Raw genomic sequence first — 19,669 nt, 5'->3', positions numbered from 1 at the left:
ATCGCTCAGCCGGTCGAGGGTGTGGTCAGCTTCAGGCCGGGGAAGGCCTGGATGTAGCGGCGACGATCGCGGGTGAGCAGGGGAACGCGCTCCACCAGGGCATGAGCGCCGATCAGGAAATCCGCCAGCACGGTCTGCCGGGAACCGCCACGGGCCCGGTAGTCGGCGTGGGCGCGAGCGGCCAGGAAGGCGGCCTCACGGGGTATGGGGCGGTAGTCGTAGAGATGGGCGGGCAGGAGGTCGTCCACGGCCTCGATCGTGTCGCAGGCGAAGGCGATCTCGGCGTAGACGATCGGATTGATCAGTACCGGTCCGACGTCCAGCCAGCGGTGGAGTTGCTCCTCGCTCCAAGCCAGCCAGCGGGGGTCCGCCGTGATCACATCGAGGATCACATTGGAATCCACGAACACCATCAGGGCTGCTCTTCCCCGCGGGTGAGGGCGAGCAGTTCATCGGTGCTGAGTCGAGTGCGCAGCCGGGCCCGCCTGAGGCGCTGCACCCCTTCACTGCCGGGTGAGGTCTCCTGGGCCTCCTTTTCGATCACCACCCGGCCGCCTTCCACCACGAAGCGCACCCTGGTGTGGGGCAAGAGGCCGCACTGCTCGCGGATCCCCAAGGGAATGGTGACTTGCCCCTTGCTGGTGATCCGCATGACCAGAACGGTAAGCAGCACTGGTAAGAATCTTACTGGCGTTGCCGTTGAGCCAGCTCGCACGTGGGCTGAAGGCCTGGGAGCCGGGGCACCAGATCAGCCTGTGATGGCCCCAGAACCCAGGCCACGACTGAACCAGCCTACCAACTTAAGCGCAATTAAGTTATGAGCGCGATGGCCAGGTGGGGCATTTACGGCAGGAGGCGCAAGCGGGCGGAGCTGCCTCAGGTGCTCGGCTCCCTGCACACCGGGATGCAGGCGTTGCTGGAGGACCGCAGTGCCCCTCTCTACCAACGCCTCACCGACACGATCAGCCTCGCCCACCTCGACATCGCCTCTCTGCTGGAGCGGATGTTCTTCAGCAGCAGTTCCCCGCTACGCACCGAGGCCGACAACTGGTTCCTGCGCGAATTCCGTGGGCGTTACGACCTGGTGCTCAAGTACGTGGCCCGCCATCCGGGCTGCACCCATGCCGAGCTGCAGGCCAATGCCGATTCGGTCGCCCCCGAGATCGGCAGCCAGGTGGGCGGCTACCTCAAGACGTTGGAAGAGCGCTACGAGATGGTGGAGAAGCGCCTGCCAGTGTTCGCCAAGCCCAAGGCTCGCAAGGGGCACTACACCATCCGCGACAACTTCCTGCGCAGCTGGCAGGATGCCCTGGAGCGGCTGGTGGGACAGCTGTATGAGGAACGCAGCCGGCTCGGCCTTGGGGATTTCCCGCTCAGCTCGCGCACCCAGGGATGGTGGGACAGCCGCGACACCGAGATCGACCTGGTGGCCCTCGATGAACCCTCGCAGCGGCTGCGGCTGGGCAGCTGCAAGCGATCGGAGCTGGCGCTGGTGAAGGATCTGGCCAACTTCGATGGCCATGTGGCCCGCTTCCTCAAGGCCTTCCCGCGGTTTGAGGCCTGGCAGGTGGAGAAGGTGGCCATCGCCCCCTCGCTATCGCCCGAGGCCCGCCAGGCCATTGCAGAAGCCGGTTACCTGCCGCAGTCCCTGATCGATCTCACGGCAGAACTGCTGCCAACCAACTCAGGCGCCGGCCCTTGACGGCGCAGCCAGCTGCCTGACCCCGTCCCGACTGGTTCCACCCAATCCCACCGCCATGCCCGTCAACACCGCTGCCCTGAAGACCTTTGCTCCGGCAATGCGGCGGCAGCTGCTGGAGGCGGTGGGCCGCAAGCTGGATCTGCTGCTCAACAGCCAGACGCCCGACACTCTCAGCACCTACGCCAAGCAGATCGCTGAGCTGCGTGAACAGGAGGGGGAGAACCGCGAGCAGCTGCAGGAGAAGGTGGCATACACCTGGTTCAACCGACTGTGTGCCCTGCGCTATCTGGACGCCAAGGGCTGGCACCCCTTCGGATGCAGGGTGTTGATGCCGGCTGTTGAGGGCGAAACCCAGCCGGAACTGCTGAAGTTGATGCGAGCCGGCAGCCTGCCCGCGGAGCTCAAGGCCCACACCAACGAAGCACGCCTGCATAGGTTGCTTGATGGCCAGATCCCGCCAGCGGTTGCCGGGGCAGATCCGCAGGGGGAGGTGTATCGGGAGCTGGTGCTGGCCAGTTGCCGCTCCTATCACCAGCTGCTTCCTGAACTGTTCGAAGGACTGGATGACGCCAGTGAGTTGCTGTTGCCTGACGACCTGCTTAGCGAAGGCTCGATCGCTGGTGGATTCCGCAGTGCGATCAGCGACGAAGACTGCGCAGACGTGGAGATCATCGGCTGGCTGTACCAGTTCTACATCTCCGAGAAGAAGGATCAGGTGATCGGCAAGGTTGTCAAAAGCGAAGATATCCCAGCTGCTACCCAGCTCTTCACGCCGAACTGGATCGTGAAGTACATGGTGCAGAACTCCCTCGGCGCCACCTGGTTGGCCACCTATCCAAACAGCCCGCTCAAGGGCCAGATGGAGTTCTACATCGAGCCTGCAGAGCAGACTCCTGAGGTACAGGCGCAGCTGGCGGCGATCACACCAGAGAGCCTCAATCCAGAAGAACTCACTCTGATCGATCCGGCCTGCGGCTCGGGCCACATCCTGGTGGAGGCCTACGACCTTCTGAAAGCGATCTACCTGGAGCGGGGCTATCGGCAGCGCGACATTCCTGAGCTGATCCTCACCAAGAACCTTTACGGGCTCGACATCTGCCCCAGGGCCGCACAGCTCTCGGTGTTTTCGCTGCTCATGAAGGGCCGCGAGGACGATCGGCGGCTGCTGGATCGGGGAATCCAGCTGAACGTGATGGCGCTGCAGGACAGTACGGGGCTGAACGTGGAACGGTTAGCGGAGAGCATGGATCTGCCTGCAGCGGGCGTCAGCCGAGCCGATCTGCGGATGTTGGTGGAGCTGTTTGCCCATGCCACCACGTTTGGCTCGCTGATCCAGGTACCAAGAATTCTTGCCAAAAAACTACCGGCGCTGAGCCGCCTGGCGGAGCAAACGAGCCATGATCTGTTTACTGCGGATGACCCCCACCAACTTGAAGTGATGGCGCGACTGGCGGCGATCTTGGCTCGTCGCTACGACGTGGTTGTCGCGAATCCCCCTTACATGGGAAACAAGTACTTTAACGAGTCCTTGAAGCTATTCGCCAAAAAAGAATATTCAGAAGCAGCGGCAGACTTGTATAGCTGCTTTATTGCCAGAAATCTTCTGTTCGCAAATGAGACAGGAAAGGTTGGGATGATCACTATTCCCAATTGGATGTTCCTTAGCACTTTTTCGAAGCTACGAGCAAAGCTGCTCCGAGAGAGCTCCATAATGAATCTCTTGCATAACGGCAGAGGTTTGTGGGGAGCTGATTTCGGGAGCTGCGCTTTTGTGCTGCTGCGGAGTGGCGATCAGTCATTTGCCGGAGTCTACAGAAGACTTTTTCTCAAGCAAGGCGAGGTTCAGGACAATATCGCCATCAAGAATAATTTTGCCAATGAGGCAGAGTATCCTGGCTATCAGGTCACCACTCTGGCATTGTCTGAAATTCCGGGAGCCCCAATTGCTTACTGGATAAGCCCGGCCATCCTGTCCACATTTAGATACGCAAAGCTCAGATGCTTTACCGATGGCGAAGGCAAGAACGTTACATCGGATAACGAAAGATTTGTTCGCTTCTGTTGGGAAGTAAATAGTTCACAGGTTGGCATTGGCCAAAAGTGGTTGGCCTACGCCAAGGGAGGATCGTTCAGAAAGTGGTCAGGAAATCTTGATCACGTTGTCGACTGGTCCGAGGAGGCCAGGAGATTTTATAAAGTCAACCACGTGGCGAGGATTATTCCAGAAGATCTCTGGTACCGCGAAGGGATCACTTGGACAGACGTCACCTCGGCAGGCACCGCATTTCGATCTCTGCCACCGAATACAACGTTTGACGCTACCGGGCTGACGATTTTCGTCTCAGCCGAACGAAACCGAATGGAGTTGCTTGGGTTGCTGAATTCGGCATACGCCAGATCAGTGCTACCTTTGCTGAATCCAACGCTTCATGTACAGCTTATCGACGTAAAAGCCTTGCCCATCGCAGATAATTTGCCTAATGTCTCAAAGATCGTTGAAAAATGTGTCGAGCTTGCGCAGGGCGACTGGGATAACTTTGAGACTTCACACGGATTCCGCGCCCACCCACTGTTAGATTCACGGGTGAATCGCGCCACGTTGGAGACCAGCTGGCTGAATTGGCAGGCGCGGAGTACAGCCGCTATTCGCCTGATGCAGGATCTTGAGACGGAGAATAATCGGCTCTTCATTGCTGCCTATGGCCTGGAGGGCGAGTTGCAGCCCGAAGTACCTGAGGATCAGATCACTCTCGCCCGCGCCGATCAGCGCAAGGATGTGGCGGCCTTTCTCTCCTACGCCACCGGCTGCATAATGGGCCGCTACAGCCTCGATCAGCCTGGCTTGATCCTGGCCGACTCACGCTCCAGCCAATCTGAACAACTCGCCGCCTACGAAGAAAAAGTCGTCAAGCCCCTCAGCGAAGTCCAGTTCAATCCCGACCCCGACGGCATCCTCCCCGTGCTCGATGGCGAGTGGTTTGAAGATGACATCGTTGCCCGCACCCGTGAGTTTCTGGCCGTTACCTTCCCCGAGAGCAGCCTCGCCGAAAACCTGCGCTTCATCGAGGAGTCCCTCGGTAAGGACATCCGCAAATACTTCTGCACCGAGTTCTACAAAGATCACCTGCAAACCTACAAAAAACGCCCGATCTACTGGCTGGTGCAGAGCCCCAAGAAAGGTTTTTCATGTCTGATCTACCTGCACCGCTACACCAAAGACACACTCAATCTCGTTCTCAATAACTACTTCCGTCCCTACCTGCAGAAACTGGAAGCCCGCCTGGCCCAGCTCGGCCTCGATCAGCTCAACGACGCCCTGCCCACCCGCGACCGCACCGCCGCCCGCAAGGAAGCCGAGAAGATCGCCAAGGTGCTGAAAGAATGCCAGGCCTGGGAACAGGATTCTCTGCTGCCCCTGGCCCAACAACGCATCGAGCTCGATCTCGATGACGGCGTCAAGGTGAACTACCTCAAGCTCCAGGACGTGCTGGCGCCGATCCCTGGCCTGGCCGCCAAGGAGGATTGATCCCATGACAGACCCAGTACAGGAAGCCATCGCCGAGATGGTGTTCGCCGATCAGCTGGTCGATGTCCATGAGCTTGAAGTGCTCACAGAGCACCCTTGGTTCCACAGCTACCAACAGCGGCGCGAACTCGACCCCGAGGACTTCAGCGCTCGGTTGATGACGGCCCACGACGATCCCACCGTAGACATCCAGGCCCTCCGGCGCCTCACAAGCGATGAGCAGGAATCCCTGCTGTGTCTGTTGGCCGACCTTGCCGCCATCGACGACCACACCGATCCACGCGAAGAGCAGGTGCTTGCCCGCCTGGCCCAAGGCCTACAGCGGCTCCCCCCCTCAGTGGCCACCCGGCTGAGCGAAGCCCGCCAACGAACAACAGCGCTACGGGACCAGCTCAACCAGCCCAAGCCGCCACCCAGGACGCGGGTGCGGCTGCTTCGATTTGCCGAGCGGACCATCGGCGTGGCCGCCGTGGATGCCGTCACGGCCAAGGCTGGCCAGGGGCAGCGGGTGAAACTCTGGCGCCGCCAGACCCTGTTCAATCACGGTGCCTACAGATCCAGTCTGGAGCAGATGCGCCAGCTCACCGCCAAGCTGATGCCCCAGACCCAGACAACCCTGGAGAGCGCCGCGCAATCCCTGCAATCGCTGCAGGAGGGTTTCGCGGGCATCACCAGCACTCTCCTGGCCTCTGAGCTGCCGAAAGACAGCCAGGAGCAACTCGAAGCCTTGCTCATCACGGTGCGGGAGCGCCTGGAGCGCATCGTTCAGCAGGATCTCGACGGCCTCCGCAACGACCTTCTCGCCAAGCAGCGCAGCCTCAGACAGTTCTGCATGGCCGCCATCGGCCGCACCATGGCAGGCAAGAGCACCCTGATCGCCTCCCTCACGGGCCGGGATCAGGGAGCCATTGGCAATGGACAGCAGGGCTTCACCCGCTACAACCGCGCCTACAACTTCCATGGCCTCCGGCTGATCGACACCCCCGGCATCGGTGCAGCTGGCGGGCAGGGTGAAAACTTCGAGCAAGCCGCCCTCCGCGATACGGAGGTGGCCCGCGCCATCTTCCCCGAAACCGATCTCGTCTGCTTCGTGATCGACAGTGATTCCACCGTGCCGTGCACCAGGGAGCTGATGCAGCAGCTCCATCGACGCGGCAAGGCGTTTCTCGTGCTGCTCAACGTGAAGGTGGGCCTTCAGGGGGGAATCGATCGGCTGCGCAGCCGCCTGGAGGCCAAGTTCGCCAAGGAAGGTCAGCAATCGATCAGCGGCAACATCGCCGCCATCCGGCGGGATCTCGCCTTGGCCATCGGGGAAGAAGAGGCCGCCAGGGTTCCGATCCTTCCCATCCACGCCAAGGCGGCCTTCAAGGCCAAGCAATCCGCAGACCCCATCGAAGCGGAGAGCTGGCGCGAGCTCAGCCGTCTCGATCAGGTGCTCGAACACCTCGATGGGTTAATCACCCAACAAGCACCGGAGCTACGGCGCCGAACCCTTCGCGCCAACCCGCGCCAGGAGTTGGAACGCATTGCCCACGACCTGGGAACGCTGGAAACGTCCCTCGCGAACCAGGCCCGAGTGTTCCTGGAAACCCAGAACAGCACGGCCAAGCAGGTGCAGGAGATCTTCGCCGACCTGCAGCGTGAGGTGCGCAACCGCATCGAAGCCATCTTCCAGGCGCTCGACGTATGCGCCACGAGCTTCAGTGCCGATAACTACCGCCGCAACGGCAAGGAGATCGAGCGCCGCTGGAAAGCAGAGCTTGATCGTTTCGGCCTTGCCAGCAGGGTTGATGATCTGGCGGCCTGGCTCAAGGAGGAACTGGCCATGCGCTTGGACGCCCTTCAGAACGACATCCGTGACAGGTTGCAGTTTCAGGTGGGCGCGGCAACACTCCGCAGCCGCCTGGAGTTTGATCTGGACATCGGCTTCGAAGAAGCTCTGCGCAGCAACGTCAAATTGGGATTCAAGATTTTGTCGGGATTCATGGCCGTCTTCATGTTTATCCCAAGCCCGATTCAGCCATTTGCCTGGCTGGGGAGTCTGCTGGCAGGCTTCGCGCCGATGCTGATGGATTGGCTCATCCCCGGCGGTGAACAACGGCGCAGGGAGGCCCAGAGGGCTCTGAAGGACAAGCTCCTGGAAAGTCTCCGGATTCCCAGGGCTCAGCTCGGCCAGCAGTTTGATGAGGCTCTCTGGAGTCAGCGCGATCAGGTGGCCGCAGCCATTGCCCAGGGGCTGGGTGGCAGCAGGACTGCCCTGCTGGCCTTTCGCGAGCAGCTTCTGATCACCCAAGCCGAGCTGCTGCAGAGCCTCACCTCCCTCGACTGACCACTCCCTCTTCCACTTTTTCCATGGCCAGCTTCCAACTCCCCGAACTGCAACACCGGATCCAATCCAACCTCGATGGCCTCCAGGCCTTCCTGCTGGCCCGTGGTGAAACCGCCCTTCAGGAGAAGGCCAACGCCCTGCAACAGCAGCGCCTTGCCCTGGGCGAGAGGGCATTACTCAGCCTTGCCTTCAGCGGCCAGTACAGCGCCGGAAAATCAACCATCATCTCGGCCCTCACCGGCCGCAGCGACATCCACATCTCCGCCGATGTGGCCACCGATGAGGTGCAGGCCTACCGCTGGCGAGACATCGAGCTCTGGGACACGCCAGGTCTGTTTGCTGATCGTCCGGATCACACCGCCAAGGCCGAGAAAGCGCTGCGTGAAGCTGATCTGATCGTCTACTGCCTCACCACCAACCTGTTCGACAATGTCACTGCTGCCGACTTCCGGCGGCTTGCCTTTGAGAACGGCTTTGCCCCCAAGATCTTTCTGGTGGTCAACAAACTCTCGATGGTGGATGTGGAGGACACCGATGCTTACATCGCCAACCTGACCATTTCGATCGACCGCACCCTCGCCCCCCATCACCTGAGTGGCTTCCACCACGCCTTCATGGATGCAGAGGAGTTTCGCGAAGGGGTAGCGGATGAAGATGAAGGCCTGCTGAGCTCCAGTCGTTTCGAAGGATTCGTCCAGCGGCTCAATGACTGGGTGAAACAGCAGGGTCTGCTGGCACGGCTGGACCCACCCATCCGCCTCGGACTGAGCTGCATCGATGAGGCCCTGGCCACCCTGCCGGATGGGACCTTCGAGCAGAACCCGGAACTGTTCCTGCTCAATCAGCAGCTGCGCATCGTGCAGAGCCAGCAACGACGCACCGCCGCAGAAGTGAGCAGGATTGCCACCAGCGTGGTGCAGCACGTGCGGTTGCTAGGCGAACAACTTCTCAGTGGTGAGCTTGGAGAAGAGGAGAGCAAAGCCGAATCGGGCTTCCGGACCGGATGTGAAGCGATCAACAAGTCGGCATTTGATGATCTCAACGGCATTCTCCAAGAAGCCTATGAACAACTCCAGACCAAGCTCGACGACTTCGCGCGTGAACCCTTTGTGGCAGAGTACTTTGCCAGCGTCGAGGCCGGCACCGCCGGATCTGTGCCCAAGCCAGCCGAGGCAGCAGGTACGAAGAGCAATCCCATCAATGATATTGCCAAGGATCTCCTTGGCAGGGGAGCAGAAAAGTTTTCCTTGCCTGGTGGAATTCTTTCCAGCTCAAGTCAGGTCGCAGGCACTACCGGGCATCAGCTTGTCTACACCGTTGGAAAGTTTCTTGGCAAAGATTTCCGGCCGTGGGAAGCGGTGAACATCGCCAAGGGCCTCGGGCAGGTGGTTGGGATTCTGAGCATCGCCCTGGCTGCCTATTCGGTTTATGACCATGTCAATGAGGAATCGAAAGCGGAGGAGCGCCAGCGCCAGGCTGATAACCAGCTCAGTGAGGCCCGCTCGCAGATCCGCAAGCTAGCCGAAGCCATGGCTGCCCAGCTCCAGGACACCTATCAACAGGAGTACGACCTGCCGGTGATCGGCGTCATCCTGGAGCGCCTCAACGCCGCCCGCGACGAGGTGCTGGCCCTTGAAACCAGCAACAAGGAGCTGGTGGAGGCCCTCTCCGGGTACCGCACGGAGCTCAAGGGTTGCCTGGGCGAGCTCTATGGCCAGCCCAGCCCCAGCTCCTCGGCACTCTGAAAACGAGTAACCGCCGAATATTCGGAAATCAAGTATTGTGCGTTTATTCGGAATCCGAGTGAGCATGGGCGGAGATGAGGCGGTCATCCGTTCACCGGCCCAGCTGGGTCAGCTGGTGCAGGCCCTCAGGCGCCAGCGGCACCTCAGCCAGCGGGAATTGGCCCAGAGCGCTGGCGGCATCAGCCAGGCGCGGATGTCGGCCCTTGAGCTCCATCCCGAGCGCCTCACCCTCGATCGCCTGCTGCTGATCACCGCCGCGCTCGACTTGGAACTTGTGGTCCGCCCCAGAAGTGCGGCCGAGCCCGTGGCGGAGTGGTGATGGGGCGGCCAAGGCAATCGCGTGAGCTGTCGGTATGGATGAATGGTGAGCGGGTGGGCACCTGGGTGCTGCCCGGGCGCGGTGTTCAGGAGTTCCATTACGCCGAGAGTTGGCTGACATCCCCGAACCATCGCCCCCTGTCCCTCTCGCTCCAGCCCGTGCCCGGAGCCACGGAGTTGCGAGGCCTTGCGGTGGAGGCCTGGTTCGAAAATCTTCTTCCCGACAGCGCCTCCATCCGCCAGCGCGTACAGCAGCGCTTCAAGGCCGCCAGCACCGGTGCCTTCGATCTCCTGGAGGCTGTTGGTCGTGATTGCGCAGGGGCTGTTCAACTCCTGCCCCCTGGCGAGCAGCCCTCCGGACTGGATCGCATCGAAGCGGATCCCCTCACCGACAGGGCCATCGGGCGCCTGCTGAGGGGTGTCGCTTCGCCGACGGCCTCAGCACTGGCCGGGCCGGCGGAAGAGGAGCTGCGGCTTTCGGTGGCCGGCGCCCAGGAGAAAACGGCGCTGCTGTTTCACAACGGCCGTTGGTGCCGCCCCTTGCGCAGCACCCCCACCAGCCATCTGTTCAAGCTCCCCATCGGAGTGGTGGGAACCGGCCAGATCGATCTCAGCACCTCGGTGGAGAACGAATGGTTGTGCGGCCGCCTGCTGGCGGCCTACGGCCTTGATGTGGCCAGCGCTCAGATCGCCGCGTTTGAAGGGCAGCGCTGCCTGATCGTGGAGCGCTTCGATCGCCGGCTCCATCCCAGCGGCACCCACTGGCTGCGGCTTCCAACAGAAGACTTCTGCCAGGCCACCGCCACCCCACCCCGGTACAAATACGAAAGCGAAGGGGGCCCTGGCATGGTGACAATCAGCCAATGGCTCGCCCAGTCCGCCACCCCGGAGAAGGATCTGCAAACCTTCTTCTCGGCCCAGGTGCTGTTCTGGATGTTGCGTGCCATCGATGGCCACGCCAAGAACTTCAGTCTCTTTCTTCAGGCGGGAGGCCGCTATCAGCTCACCCCTCTCTACGACGTCCTCTCGGCCTGGCCCGTCATTGGTAAAGGCGAGGGCCGGTATGCCCAGCAGCAGATCCGCATGGCCATGGCCTGGCATGGAACCAAGAGCCGCACCTACAAACCCCTGCAGATTCAGCGACGTCACATGATCGCCACGGCCTCTCGCATGGGGCTGGCCGGCCGTGCTGATGACCTGCTGGAGTCCTTGATCGCCAGGACCCCAGGGGCGATCGCCGCAGTCAGCGCCCAGCTTCCAAAGGATTTCCCGGTGGCCGTCTCAGAGCCGATCTTCGAAGGGCTGCGCACCTCCGCGGTTCAGCTCAGCAGCCATAAAATGCCCTCCAACGCAGGGATTGCGGGCCACCGGCACCTGGTTTCCGAGGCAGGCCAGCCCCACCCATGACCATCACTCCCACGAGCCTCAGGATCCAGGACAGCCTCGACGCCGCGCTCTCCCGCAGGCGCGTGGTGCTCTGGTACGACCCCAACGGGGAATGGGCCTCCGAATTCGAGAGCTATCAGCCCGCCAGCGCCGAGAAGCTGAAGGTGGTGGGCATCGAGTTCTCGGTGAAAGTGGCAATCAGCCGCGCTCCGCTGAGCCAACACTTCCTCCTCTACCTCCCCTCCGCCAAACCGCCGGAGCCCCAGAACTGGCTCCTGGATCTGCTGCTGGCCGGCCATGAGTTCACCGCCGACCGCGCCTCACTCGACATCCAGGACGCCGGACTCACGCTGGAGTTCAAGGAGCTCGCCCAGCAGCACAAGGCCTTCTTCCGCTCGCCGGTTCGCACCAGCAAGCTCAAGGAACTGCTGCGTCCCAACGACGACGACGTGGCCGTGCGGCTCAAGATGCTGGCCGTGCTGGCCAAGCAGCCGCCCGACATCGACAAGTTGCTGCTGCACGCTTTCAGCCAGCTGGATCCGGCCAATCCCGACGCCGATGACCCCGTGGAGGCCCTCTACGGCAGCCATCAGCTGAGCCGCCACTTCTGGCAGGCCGTCGGCGAGAAGTTCGGCTACCGCTGCCCTGAGCCCAACCTGCGCGACTTCGCCGTTGCCCTGTTCAACAGTGTCAGCGGCATCGGCCCCTCAGGCGAGCTGCTGCCCCACGCCCGCGTCTTCCAGAGCATCTGGAAGGACAGCCTGAGCGCTCGCAAAGCCTTCGAAACATGGAGTGACCACCTTGCCGGCGTATTGCGGGTGGAGGAGCAGCTCAACGATGCGCCCGACAGTTACGACCCGGACGACGACGACAGTTACGAGCTGATCGAGCGTTTTGTGCTCAGCCGCCTCCTGCAGCGCTTCCAGAGCAACGCCTCAGACGCCAACCTGCTGGAGGCGATCCGCAACCGCAGCAGTTCGTGTTGGTTCGAGAAGCACCAGCACGGCTATCGCGCCTTGGAGCTGGCCATCACCTTCCGGGGCCTGCTGGCGAAAGCCGATCTGCAGGTGCCCAGTTTCGAGGAGGGCCTGCAGCGCTACTGCAACGGCTGGTGGCGGCTGGATCAGGCCTACCGCCGCTGCATCCACCACGCCCGCGCCTATCAACAGCCCGGGCTGCTCAAGCCGCTCCGCGACTGGTTGGAGGCTCAATACGTCAACAATGTGTTGCTGCCGCTCACCAATCGTTGGAGCGATCAGGTGGCCGGGCTCAGCAGCTGGGGGAGCGAGGTGCTGCCGCGGCAGAAGGAGTTCCACATGCGTTATGTGCATGCTCCCCTCAGCTCCCAGGGGCTCAAGCGCCTGTTTGTTGTGATCTCCGACGCCCTGCGCTACGAGGCAGCCCGCGACTTCGCCGATCGCCTCACCAGCCAGGCCGGCAAGGGCTGGCAGGCCGAGGTGGACGCCCTTCTGGGAGCACTGCCCACCTTCACCCAGCTGGGGATGGCGGCCCTGCTGCCCGGGGCGCAACTGGGCCTCAACCCCGCCGATGCCACGGCCCTGGTGGATGGCCAGAGCGCCACCGGCACCGAGAACAGAAGCAAGATCCTCAAGTCCTACGCCAATGGTCGCGCCAGGGCGATCCTGGCGGAGGACTTCCTCAACCTCACCTCCTCCAAGGAAGGGGCCGAGCTCACCCGCGACCACGACCTGATCGTGATCTATCACAACCGCATCGACCGCATCGGCGACAAGCGCGAGAGCGAAGCCGACACCTGCCTGGCGGTGGAGCACGCTTTCGAGGATCTTGAGCTGATCCTGCGCAAGATCGCCAGCCTCAAGGGCAGCCAGGCAGTGATCACGGCGGATCACGGCTTCCTGTTTCAGCAGGAGCCCGTCGCCGCCAACGACCGCTCCCAGTTCCCCGCCGCCAAGGAGCTCACCTTCAAGAACCGACGCTTTGCCCTCGGCACCGGCATCCAGGCCAGTGCCGGCCACAAGGTGTTCAGCGCCGCCGCACTGGGCCTGGGCGCAAGCTGGGAGGCCGTCTTCCCCCTCGGGCTCGATCGCTACCCCCGCTCGGGTTCGGGGTCACGCTTCGTGCATGGCGGCACTTCCCTCCAGGAGGTGGTGGTGCCGGTGATCCGGCTCAGGCGCGAGCGCAAGGTCGAGACCCGCGTGGTGGAAGCCGAGCTGCTGCGGGTGCCCGCCAAGGTCACCACCGGCAGGCTGTCCTTCGGCCTGTTCCAGCTGGAGCCGGTGGAGCCTCGCAAGCGGCTGCCGTTGAAGCTGCGCATCGGCCTCTACGCCAAGGCGGATGGGGCCCTGCTCTGCGCCCATCGAAGCGTGCTGCTCGATTCAGCGGCCGGCGAGGCCCGCGAGCGGGAGCAGCAGGTGATCCTGGAGCTCTCCAACGCCGCTGCCGACTACAACAACCAGGTGCTGGAGCTCCGCCTGGAGCAGCAGCTTGAGGGTGTCGCCACGCCCGTTCCCTACAAGACTGTCGAGATGAAGCTGCAGCGGCCCTTCGGCAGTGACTTCGACGATTTCTGATCCTCTCCATGACCCTCACCACTGTCCCTGCAGCCCATAGCCCCCTGGATCAGAAGATTCTTGAGCACTTCCATGGCCTGGTGGTGCGCAAGGACCTCACCACCGAACTCAAGCAGAACGCCGTGGTGCCCACCTACGTGCTCGAGTACCTGCTCGGACAGCACTGCGCCACCGATGACCCCACCCTGATCGCCGAGGGGTTGGAGTCGGTACGTCGCATCCTGGCCAAGCATTACGTGCACCGCAACCAGGCGGAGCTGGTGAAATCCACCATCAAGGACAAGGGCACCCATAAGGTGATCGACAAGCTCACCGTGACCTTCAACGACAAGGCAGGGTTCCACGAGGTGGAGTTCACCAACCTCGGCATCAAGAAGGTACCGATCGACGATTCCTACGTGAAGCGGTACCCCAAACTGCTGGTGGGTGGCATCTGGGCGATCACCGATGTGGAGTACGAGCTCCCCGTTGACCCCAAGGCCAGCCCATGGCAGATCGCCGGTGTCAAACCGATTCAGGTGGCGGGTGTCGATCATGATGCCTTCCTCGCCGGCCGCGCTCGATTCAGCACCGATGAATGGATGGATGTGCTCATGCAGAGCGTGGGCTTCAATCCCGTGCACTTCAGCCGCCGCGCCAAGCTCCTCACCCTGATCCGGCTGATTCCTTACTGCGAGCGCAATTACAACCTGCTGGAGCTGGGACCCAAAGGAACCGGTAAATCCCACATCTTTGCCGAGTTCTCCCCCCACGGCATGCTGATCTCCGGATCGGAGGTCACCGCCCCCAAGCTGTTCGTGAGCAATGCCAACGGCAAGATCGGCCTGGTGGGGTATTGGGATTGCATCTGCTTCGATGAATTCGCTGGCAAAGACAAAAAGGTTGACAAGACGCTGGTGGATATCATGAAGAACTACATGGCCAACCGCACCTTTTCGCGCGGCATCGAGCAGCTCACCGCGGAAGCCTCAATGGTGTTCATGGGCAACACCCAGAAATCCGTGGCCTACATGCTCAAGCACTCCCACTTCTACGAGCCCCTGCCCGATAAGTACATCGATTCAGCCTTTCTCGATCGCATCCATGCCTTCAACCCCGGCTGGGAGGTGGCACCGGTTCGGCACGAGCTGTTCTGCACAGGCTATGGCTTCGTGGTCGACTACATCGCCGAGGTTCTCAAGCGCCTGCGCACCGAGGACTACACCGGCCTCTACAAGCCCTTCTTTGAGGTCACCTCCGAAGTTTCCACCCGCGACCAGACCGGCTTCGAGAAGACCTTCTCCGGGCTGATGAAGATCCTTCATCCCAACGGCAAGGCCACCCCGCAGGAGATCGGTGAATTGCTGGACTTCGCCATGGAGTGTCGCCGCCGGGTGCGGGAGCAGATCCTGCGGATCGACGACACCTTCAAACCCAACGACTTCGCCTACAGGGATCAGCAATCCGGCATTGAGGTGCTGGTGCTGACGCCGGAAGAGCAGCAGTACCCAGCCTTCTCGGGGCTCCGGCCTCTCTCGTCCAGGACCACCGCTGACGACATCACCGAATCACCTAGCCATCAGCAGCCCGATGCCCCAAACCCCGTTGAACAGGCCCCGCAGGAAACACCGGAGCTTTCCACACCTTCTCTCAAGGAGCGCCATCTGGTGGTCCCTGAAAACTCCAGGGGTTGGAGTTACAGGCGCCTGTTTGGCGACTACCTCATCGGCGCCAGTGGCATCATCATTCGGGATCCCTACATCCGTGCCTTCCACCAGATCCGCAACCTGGTGGAGTTCCTGCGCATGGTGAACGAGATCACCCCCATCGGCGACGAGGTGAACGTGCATCTGATCACCGGCTCCGACCAGGAATCCATGGAAAAGCAGGTCGAAAACCTCGGCCAGGTGCAGGACTCCTTTGCCGGCACCAGCACCCCCTTCACCTGGGAGATCGATGCCAGCCCCAACTTCCACGCCCGCAGCATCACCGCCAGCACAGGCTGGAAAATCACCCTGGATCGGGGGCTCGACCTCTTCCAGTGGTTTGAGTTCAACGCCTTCAACGCCGCCGCCGTTGTTCAGGAGGCCCGGCTGGTGAAGGGTTGCGAGATCAACTACATCGCGGTGAAGCCCTGAGGGCAGTGTCAGGGCCATACAGCCGCTCACCAGCGCACCCCTCGTGCGAAAGAGTGGTGGGGTCTCCCCGGTTGCTGTCGCCATGGCGCCCCTGCGCTGCCACCTGCTGATCGGCCAGCCCGCCAGCGGCAAGACCACCCTCGCCCGGGCCCTGGCGCCCCTGCTGGCCGGCCCTGGGGATCCCCCCGCCCTGGTGCTCTCCACCGACGCGATCCGGGCGGAGGTCTTCGGGGATGCGGCGGTGCAGGGCCCCTGGGTCGACATCCAGCAGCGGCTGCACCAGCGCCTGGTGGAGGCCGTGGCGGCCGGCATCCCGGTGATCGTGGATGCCACCCACGCCCGCCGGGCCTGGCGGCTGGCGATCACCCAGGCCCTGCCCCTGCCGGCACCGGTGGAGTGGATTGGCTGGTGGCTGTACACCGACCTGCCCACCTCGCTGGCGTGGAACGCCCGGCGCAGCCGGCCGGTGCCGGTGCCGGTGATCCAGGAGATGGCGGCCGCCCTGGCCGATCCCCACTTCGGGCCGATGCGTGCCGAGGGCTTCGCCGCCCTCTGCAGCGTGGTGCCCACCCACCACGACGACCTGACGCCGGTGCTGCAGGCGGAGCTGGCGGCGCTGGATCGGCGCATCCGCTCGGCCACCAATCGGGAGCGCCAGGTGCAGCGCCACGGCTACTCCCGCCTGCTGGATCAGGAACGGTTGCTGTTCCTGATCCGGCTGCTGAGCACCTGGCCCGACCTGGCGGCCAGTGATCCCGCCGGCGCCGAGGAGCTGGGGGCGATCCTCTCCCCGTTGCCGGAGGGCGATCTGGCCGATCGAGCGGCGGCCTTCCTGGGCCGCCTGCATGGCGATGCCTACGCCGATGCGGCCGCGATCCGGCGGGATCTGGCCTGGCTGGAGGCCAACGGCTTCTGCAGCGCCGTGCCCAGCACGACGCCGATCCAGCTGGCGCCCCTGGCCCGGACCTCCCACGGGGCCGTCCATGGCGGCCTGCCGCCCATGGGCGACGGGCCGGTGTTCCAGCGGGTGATGACCCTGCTGCGCCACCTGCTCCAGGAGCCCTTCGACCGGCCGGCCGAGCGCGGCGGCAACCTGCACCAGCACCTGATCGCCGCCACCGAGGCGATCCCGGGGGCCTACCTGCCGGGGGAAACGGCCACCCTGCGCAAGGACCTCGAGAAGATCCTCACCCCCTACGGCTTCCGCCACCGCAACGACAACGTGCGCCACGGCTACTGCCTCGGCACCGCCGTGCTCTCGCCGCCGCGGCTGCGGGAGCTCCACAACGTGGTGCGCCAGACCGCCGGGCGCCTGGCCGACCCCTCCGCCCAGGACCTGCTCACCGAGCTGGACGAGCGGCTGGGCTGGTCGGGCATCAGCGCCACCGAACAGGCACCTGTGCGCAGCTACGCCCGCCACGCCGTGGTGGACATGGCCCTGGTGCGGCGCGATTCGCTGGCCGCGCCGCGCCGCGCCGAGGCGATCGAGACGGCGATCGTGGAGCACCGCCGCGTGCTGCTGAAGCGTTTTGCGGAGATGGGGAGCTTTGCCGACGGCCCCAGCGGGGAGCTGCGGGTCTGGCCGCTGCAGCTGATCTTCCACAACGTCGGCTGGTATCTGCTGTTCGAGGAGGACCACCTCGGCCACGACCAGGGTCTGATCCGCTGCGAGCGGCTCGATCGCCTCGCCCTGGTCCAGTCCCGGGGCGACCTGCGCCGCAACGCCGACAGCCACGGGGCGGCCCTCAGGCGGCTGGAGCGGCTGCTGCACCACAGCGGCGGCATCTACTTCGGCATCGACCTGGAGCAGCAGCGGCAGATCGCCGGCCCGTCGGCCCAGCGCCGCAGCCAGGCGCTGGTGACCCTGCGCTTCTGCTGCGCCCCCTGGTCCTTCGCCTTCATCCGCGAGGGCCTGCAGCGCTACCCGATCGAGCACACCCGCTTCTCCCGGCCGCTCCCGGGGGACACCTGGTGGCACCACCCCAAAGCCCCCCACGTGCTCGAGCCCGGCCCGGCCGGCAGCAGCCACCCCTACCCGGTGGAGCTCGACCTGCCGCCCTGGACCGTGGCCGCCGACATCGATCTGCGCAGCTGGCTGTTCGCCTTCGGCGGCGGCATCCGCATCGAGAGCCCAGAGGCCATGCGCCAAGAGCTGCTGCAGCGTTGCCGGGAAACCATCGAGGCCAACGGCACCCCGGAGGCCCAGCCCGCGGGATTCAGCTTCCGCCGGCGCGCCCGGCCCGACTGAACGTCAGGGTCCGAGAGAGGCCACCGGCCGGCCTCAGATCTTCAGGGTCACCCGGCTGAGCAGGGTGCTGGCGCCGGTGGCGATGAACTGGACCCCGATCGCCAGGGTGAACAGGCCCATCACCTTGATCAGCACCGTCATGCCCACATGGCCCAGCAGCCGGGTGAGGCGGGTGGCGAAGGTGAACATCACGCCGATCAGGGCCGCCATCGCCACGATGGCCCCGAACAGTTCGAGGCGGTGGTCGAGGGTGCGGGCCGCCTCGGCATACACCGTGATCGTCGACATCGTGCCGGCGCCGGTGGTGAGGGGCAGGGAGATCGGCACGATCGCCGAGGAGGTCATCTGCCCCACATCCATGCGCGAGACATCGAAGCTCTTCTCGTGGGAGTCACCGGGATCGGTGGCGTTCAGCATGCTCAGGCCGCTGAAGCCCAGCAGCAGGCCGCCGGCGATCTGGAAGGCACTGACGCTGATGCCGAAGAACTGGAGCACCGCCGTGCCCAGGACAAAGGCCCCCAGCATGATCAGCAGGCTGGAGAGGGTGGTGATGCGGATCACCCGCCGCACCTGGCTGCTCGGCAACCCCTGGCTCAGGGTGAGGAAGGGGCCGATGGCGGGGAAGTTGTTGGCCACGGCGAACAACCCCAGCAGGTAGTGCTGGAAGGTGCTCGGCACCAGCAGCTCGGGAGGGACGGCCATGGTGCCCACTATCGCTAGGGAGCGGCCGGCGGCTTCCACAGGGGCGGCGGCGCACCCGCCTCCAGCTGGCGCAGGCCCTTGTGCTTCTCCTCGGCGGGCTTCAGCGGCAGGCTGGCGAACTGCACCGGCTTGCTGCCATCCAGCCCGGCCGCCAGCAGGCTGAGGGTCTCACCCGGCGACAGGTTGGTCTGGACCTTCGGCTGCAGCTGGCCCACCAGGAACGGCAGCTTCGCCAGCCGCTCCGGCTGCAGCATCCGCTCCCGGAGGCTGCTGGCCACCAGCTGCTGGTTGCTGCGCCGGCCGGTGTCGCCCAGCCAGGGATCGCGGAAGCGCACCAGCTGCTCCACCTTGTTGCCCCCCAGCTGCTGCAGCCCGGCCTCCAGGTCGATGGTCAGTTTCTGGGTCCTGTCGGTGTAGCTCATCCGCCGCGGCGGGCTGAGTTCCAGCCCCCCCAGGCCGTTGACCAGATCCCGCAGCGCCCCCCGGGAGAGCACCAGGTAGCGGTCGGGGGCAGGGGGCTCCAGCCCCACCAGCTCCCGCACCGCATCGGCGGTGAGCGCCACACCCCCGAGGCGGAACGCCTCCCCCAGCCGCTTCGGACCCTTCTGCCCGGGCAGGTTCACCGCCAGTTCGGTGGGCAGGTTGAGCACCTGCAGGGGCCCCTCGGGATTGACCCGCACCAGCAGCAGGGCATCGGCGTTGGCCGGCCCGGCGGGGGCGGCCTTGTTGACCGGCGCGCCGATGGTCTCGGCGTCGCTGCCGATCACCAGCAGGGTGATGGCCCGCGCCGGCGGGGCGGCCAGGCTGGCCGGGCCCACCTCGGGTGTGGGCGCCAGGGCCCGGTCAGGCATCGGCCAGAGCAGCCCCAGGACGCCCATCCCCACCACGGCGCCGGCGGCGGTGATGCCGAGGCTCTTGAGCAGCCGTCCGGTGGCCAGGCGCCGCTTCGCAGCCGGGGGCTGGGCCGTGGGGGTCCCGTTGCCGGGGGCCGGGGGTTCGTCGGGGCGGCGGGGCTTCCGGCGGGCGGGCATCGGGGCCGAAACG

The 19,669-nt window shown here is 64.1% G+C and carries 13 protein-coding genes; 9 read left to right on the top strand and 4 right to left on the bottom strand.

All coding sequences use genetic code 11. The features are described from left to right. Positions 1-5 precede the first annotated feature (5 nt). The gene (locus KBZ08_RS02050) at positions 6-413 is read right to left on the bottom strand and encodes a type II toxin-antitoxin system VapC family toxin (protein ID WP_254970970.1); all 408 of its coding nucleotides are present in this window, start codon (positions 411-413) and stop codon (positions 6-8) included. After that, the gene (locus KBZ08_RS02045) at positions 413-652 is read right to left on the bottom strand and encodes an AbrB/MazE/SpoVT family DNA-binding domain-containing protein (protein WP_254970969.1); all 240 of its coding nucleotides are present in this window, start codon (positions 650-652) and stop codon (positions 413-415) included. Before KBZ08_RS02045 ends, KBZ08_RS02050 begins: the two co-directional genes overlap by 1 nt. A 228-nt stretch (positions 653-880) precedes the next feature. On the opposite strand from KBZ08_RS02045, the gene KBZ08_RS02040 reads away from it, so the two are divergent. The 9 genes from KBZ08_RS02040 to KBZ08_RS02000 all read left to right on the top strand — a co-directional run bounded on the left by KBZ08_RS02040 (position 881) and on the right by KBZ08_RS02000 (position 17,923). Further along, complete coding sequence (locus KBZ08_RS02040) at positions 881-1,702, top strand: DUF234 domain-containing protein (RefSeq protein WP_254970967.1); 822 nt, start codon at positions 881-883, stop codon at positions 1,700-1,702. A gap of 55 nt (positions 1,703-1,757) precedes the next feature. Beyond that, positions 1,758-5,228 carry a BREX-1 system adenine-specific DNA-methyltransferase PglX gene (pglX, locus tag KBZ08_RS02035; RefSeq protein ID WP_254970966.1) on the top strand — a complete coding sequence of 1,157 codons (3,471 nt, stop codon included), beginning with the start codon at positions 1,758-1,760 and terminating at the stop codon, positions 5,226-5,228. A gap of 4 nt (positions 5,229-5,232) precedes the next feature. Further along, positions 5,233-7,557: a GTPase gene (locus KBZ08_RS02030; protein ID WP_254970964.1), complete on the top strand. Its 2,325-nt coding sequence runs from the start codon at positions 5,233-5,235 to the stop codon at positions 7,555-7,557. Between the two features lie 23 nt (positions 7,558-7,580). Beyond that, a complete protein-coding gene (locus KBZ08_RS02025; protein ID WP_254970961.1) occupies positions 7,581-9,302 on the top strand; it encodes a GTPase domain-containing protein in 1,722 nt (573 codons plus the stop codon). Between the two features lie 64 nt (positions 9,303-9,366). Further along, complete coding sequence (locus KBZ08_RS02020) at positions 9,367-9,621, top strand: XRE family transcriptional regulator (RefSeq protein ID WP_254971673.1); 255 nt, start codon at positions 9,367-9,369, stop codon at positions 9,619-9,621. Beyond that, entirely contained in the window at positions 9,621-11,027 is a 1,407-nt protein-coding gene (locus KBZ08_RS02015; RefSeq protein WP_254970959.1) for a type II toxin-antitoxin system HipA family toxin, read from the top strand. Before KBZ08_RS02020 ends, KBZ08_RS02015 begins: the two co-directional genes overlap by 1 nt. Then, entirely contained in the window at positions 11,024-13,558 is a 2,535-nt protein-coding gene (gene pglZ / locus KBZ08_RS02010; protein ID WP_254970957.1) for a BREX-1 system phosphatase PglZ type A, read from the top strand. The genes KBZ08_RS02015 and pglZ overlap by 4 nt, the downstream gene beginning before the upstream one ends. Positions 13,559-13,566: 8 nt before the next feature. Further along, positions 13,567-15,675: a BREX system Lon protease-like protein BrxL gene (brxL, locus tag KBZ08_RS02005; RefSeq protein ID WP_254970955.1), complete on the top strand. Its 2,109-nt coding sequence runs from the start codon at positions 13,567-13,569 to the stop codon at positions 15,673-15,675. Between the two features lie 82 nt (positions 15,676-15,757). Continuing rightward, positions 15,758-17,923, top strand: coding sequence for an AAA family ATPase (locus KBZ08_RS02000; protein ID WP_254970953.1), 2,166 nt, complete (start codon positions 15,758-15,760; stop codon positions 17,921-17,923). A gap of 33 nt (positions 17,924-17,956) precedes the next feature. Here the strand turns inward: KBZ08_RS02000 and KBZ08_RS01995 are convergent, their stop codons facing one another. Then, positions 17,957-18,625, bottom strand: coding sequence for a MarC family protein (locus KBZ08_RS01995; RefSeq protein WP_254970951.1), 669 nt, complete (start codon positions 18,623-18,625; stop codon positions 17,957-17,959). Positions 18,626-18,639: 14 nt separating this feature from the next. Further along, positions 18,640-19,656, bottom strand: a complete 1,017-nt coding sequence (locus KBZ08_RS01990; RefSeq protein WP_254970949.1) for an LCP family protein — start codon at positions 19,654-19,656, stop codon at positions 18,640-18,642. Positions 19,657-19,669: the final 13 nt, after the last annotated feature.

Source organism: Cyanobium sp. Candia 9D4, from assembly GCF_024346155.1.
GTDB lineage: Bacteria > Cyanobacteriota > Cyanobacteriia > PCC-6307 > Cyanobiaceae > Cyanobium > Cyanobium minutissimum.
The sequence above is the reverse complement of the archived record's forward strand: the minus strand, read 5'-3'. Positions and strand labels throughout refer to the sequence as shown.